This is a genomic window from Clostridium tetani, assembly GCF_900167265.1.
Classification (GTDB): domain Bacteria; phylum Bacillota; class Clostridia; order Clostridiales; family Clostridiaceae; genus Clostridium_G; species Clostridium_G tetani.
Genome location: NZ_FUWT01000030.1, coordinates 1 through 3,307, shown reverse-complemented (window position 1 = coordinate 3,307; position 3,307 = coordinate 1). Strand labels below are relative to the sequence as shown.

Below are 3,307 nucleotides of genomic sequence, written 5' to 3'. Positions count from 1 at the left end.
CTAATATCAATTATTCTTTATTTAATTATACACAAAAGTACCCTACGGGATAGACTTTTTTTAGAGTGTCTATTCTATAGGGTACATTTTATTTTTTATTTAAATTTGACTTTGTGTATAAACTAGTTAATAATAATTAATAAAGATTTAACAAGTGTTTAGAAAGGAAATCTCAATGGATAAAGATTTATTAATAAGAGAAGATGAAACATTAGACGATTTGCAATTGAACAATATATTTGTAATACAAAAGAAATTAGGTTTTAGATTCGGTGTAGATGCAGTATTATTGGCCAATTTTGCTAATATAAAAAGAAATGATAATATATTAGATTTATGTAGTGGTACGGGAATAGTACCATTTATAATATCAGGAAAAAGGAAATTCAATAAAATATTGGGAATAGAAATACAAGAAGATATGGTAGATATGGCTAAAAGAACAGCTATGTATAATGAATTAGAGGAAAAGGTTAAATTTATTTTAGGTGATTTAAAGGATACTAAATTATTAAAGAATTTAGGAGAATTTGATGTAGTTACAGTTAATCCACCATATAAATTAAAAGATTCAGGAATAATAAATAAAAATAGTAAAGATTCAATAGCTAGACATGAGATATTATGTGATATAGATGATGTTATAAAATCAGCCAATATTCTCTTAAAAGATAGAGGTAGATTTTATATGATACATAGACCAGAAAGAATTGTGGATATTTTGACTACAATGAGAAAATATAAAATAGAACCGAAACTTATAAAGATGATACAACCTAATGAAAAAAAATCACCAAATCTTTTATTAATTGAAGGACATAAAAATGGAGGACAATTTTTAAAATGGGAAAAAACTCTTTGTATATACGATAATTTAGGTAATTATACAGAAGAGCTAATTAACATTTACGGTAAAAATGGAGGAGAATAAGAATGGGTAAGGGAAAACTTTATATAGTTCCTACTCCAATTGGGAATTTAAAAGATATAACTTTAAGAGCATTAGATACTCTTAAAGTTGTAGATATTATAGCTGCAGAGGACACAAGACAAACTATAAAGTTATTAAATCACTATGATATCAAAAAAAAGTTGATAAGTTATCATCAACATAATGAACAGGGAAAAAGTCAGGATATTATAGGATTATTAGAAGAAGGCAATAACATAGCTTTGGTTAGTGATGCAGGAACACCAGCTATTTCAGATCCAGGAAGTGTTATAGTAAAAAAGTGTATAGAACAAAATATAGATTATGAAGTACTACCAGGAGCAACAGCACTTATACCAGCACTTATATATTCAGGATTAGATACTACTAAATTTTTATTTAGAGGTTTTCTACCAAGAGATAACAAGTTTAAAAAAGAAGTTATAGAAGAAATAAAAGATTACACAGAAACAATAATAATATACGAAGCTCCCCACAGGTTATTAAATACTTTAAAATTTTTAAAGGAAAATCTTAATAATCGTAGAATATCTATAATCAGAGAGATATCAAAACTTCATGAACAAGTTCATAGATTTACCTTAGAGGAAGCTATAGACTATTATAAATGTAATTCTACTAGAGGAGAATATGTAATTGTAATAGAAGGAAAAAGTAAAGAAGAATTAGAAAAAGAAGAGTTAGACCAATGGAAAGAGTTAAGTATTAGCGAACATATTTTATTTTATATGAAAGATGGAGTAAGTAAAAAAGAGGCAATAAAAAGAACTGCTAAAGATAGAAAGATATCTAAGTCAGAAGTATACAAATACTCTATAGATATATGAAATAAGACTAAGTATTTACAAAAAAGTAACAATAGATTAGAGAATATGCAGACTTTTAATATTGAGAATGTAAAATATATGTTTTATAATATTAAAGTAGCCTTTCTAAAGAAAACAGTTTTAAATTTTTCAGGGGGTGTTCGTGTGAACAAGAAAATAGTGTCTGCACTAGTAGCATTAGGGCTAATAATATCTAGTAATATTACAGTATTTGCAGAACCACTATCAGGCAATAGAGCAACTTATCAGCAGAGAATAAATGAAAGCAGAAATTCATTACAAGATGTGAAAAGTAAGAGACAGAAGTTAGAATCCGATGTAGAAAAAATGGACAATCAAATCGAAGTACTTATGCACAAAATTTCTCAGACGAAAAATAAAATTTCCAATACTAAAAATGAAATAAAAAAGGCAGAAAAAGATATTGTAAAAGCAGAAGAAAACATTAAGAAAGAACAAGAGCTCTTTAATAAGAGAGTTAGAGCAATGTATATGAATGGCGTTGGAAGCTATTTAGATATAATTGTAGAGGCAGAAGGGCTAAGTGATTTAGTTTCAAAAGTTGATTCCATTAAAAGAATAATGGATATGGATAAGAAAATAATTTCAGATTTAAATAATAAAAGACAAGCACTTGAAGGAAAAAAACAAAAATTAGATAATGACAATAAAAAATTACTAGCATTAAAATCAGAAAACGAAAGTAAATTATCTGATATAAATAAGAAGAAAAGAGAGCAAGATACTTTATTAGCTGAACTTAGAAGACAAGAAAGAATGTACGCATCAAGAATAACTGAAAATCAAGCTCAAATAGATGCAGCAATGAGACAAGTTAATAAAATAAGAGATAATGTTCCAAAGTATGTTCCATCTAGAGGGTCATCATCATTATCATCAGATACAGTTGTTGCTTATGCATCAAATTTCTTAGGAACACCATATACTTGGGGTGGAAATGGTCCAAATACCTTTGACTGTTCAGGATTTGTAAAATATGTTTATGCACATTTTGGTGTATCTTTACCTAGAGTAGCTTCAGATCAACAGGGAGCGGGTTCTCCTGTGTCTAGAGGTAATTTACAACCAGGAGACTTAGTATTCTTCGGATCTCCTGCACACCATGTTGGTATATACGTAGGAAATAATGCTTATATGCATGCACCTAGAACAGGAGATGTGGTTAAAATTTCACCATTAACTAGAAGTGACTACAGTGGAGCAACAAGAGTACGATAATTATATATTTATCTTGCATTTTTATATATACATAGTTCGGAATTCATGTCTATAAACCCTATCTAATTTAAAGATTTTTTAGATTAACAATCATACCTTTAATTTAAAGAATTTTTATGTTAGTAGTTATCTATATGTTATATATCATGATTTAAACTACTATTAACATAAAAATACAGCATAAGTTAATCCTTATGCTGTATTTTTATTTACTTTTTAATTCATCTAAACAATCTTTGCATATGTTTTTTCCTTTATAATAATTTACATTTCTTGCATCGCCACAGAA

Annotated in this window: 3 protein-coding genes and 1 pseudogene; 3 read left to right on the top strand and 1 reads right to left on the bottom strand. The window is 27.7% G+C overall.

The annotated features are described in order from the left end of the window. Positions 1-175 precede the first annotated feature (175 nt). The 3 genes from B5D21_RS13795 to B5D21_RS13785 all read left to right on the top strand — a co-directional run bounded on the left by B5D21_RS13795 (position 176) and on the right by B5D21_RS13785 (position 3,018). Positions 176-931: a tRNA1(Val) (adenine(37)-N6)-methyltransferase gene (locus B5D21_RS13795; protein ID WP_035110893.1), complete on the top strand. Its 756-nt coding sequence runs from the start codon at positions 176-178 to the stop codon at positions 929-931. A 2-nt stretch (positions 932-933) separates the two neighbouring features. Next, the gene (gene rsmI, locus B5D21_RS13790; RefSeq protein WP_011098541.1) at positions 934-1,779 is read left to right on the top strand and encodes a 16S rRNA (cytidine(1402)-2'-O)-methyltransferase; all 846 of its coding nucleotides are present in this window, start codon (positions 934-936) and stop codon (positions 1,777-1,779) included. A 144-nt stretch (positions 1,780-1,923) separates the two neighbouring features. Then, positions 1,924-3,018 carry a C40 family peptidase gene (locus B5D21_RS13785; protein WP_035110894.1) on the top strand — a complete coding sequence of 365 codons (1,095 nt, stop codon included), beginning with the start codon at positions 1,924-1,926 and terminating at the stop codon, positions 3,016-3,018. A 205-nt stretch (positions 3,019-3,223) separates the two neighbouring features. Here B5D21_RS13785 and B5D21_RS14335 read toward each other — a convergent pair. Next, positions 3,224-3,307, bottom strand: a pseudogene (locus B5D21_RS14335) (AbrB/MazE/SpoVT family DNA-binding domain-containing protein); the annotation flags it as partial.

Excerpts from the sequence above, each read along its gene's own strand:
- B5D21_RS13795 (WP_035110893.1), top strand. The coding sequence starts at position 176 with ATGGATAAAGATTTATTAATAAGAGAAGATGAAACATTAGACGATTTG.
- rsmI (WP_011098541.1), top strand. The coding sequence starts at position 934 with ATGGGTAAGGGAAAACTTTATATAGTTCCTACTCCAATTGGGAATTTA.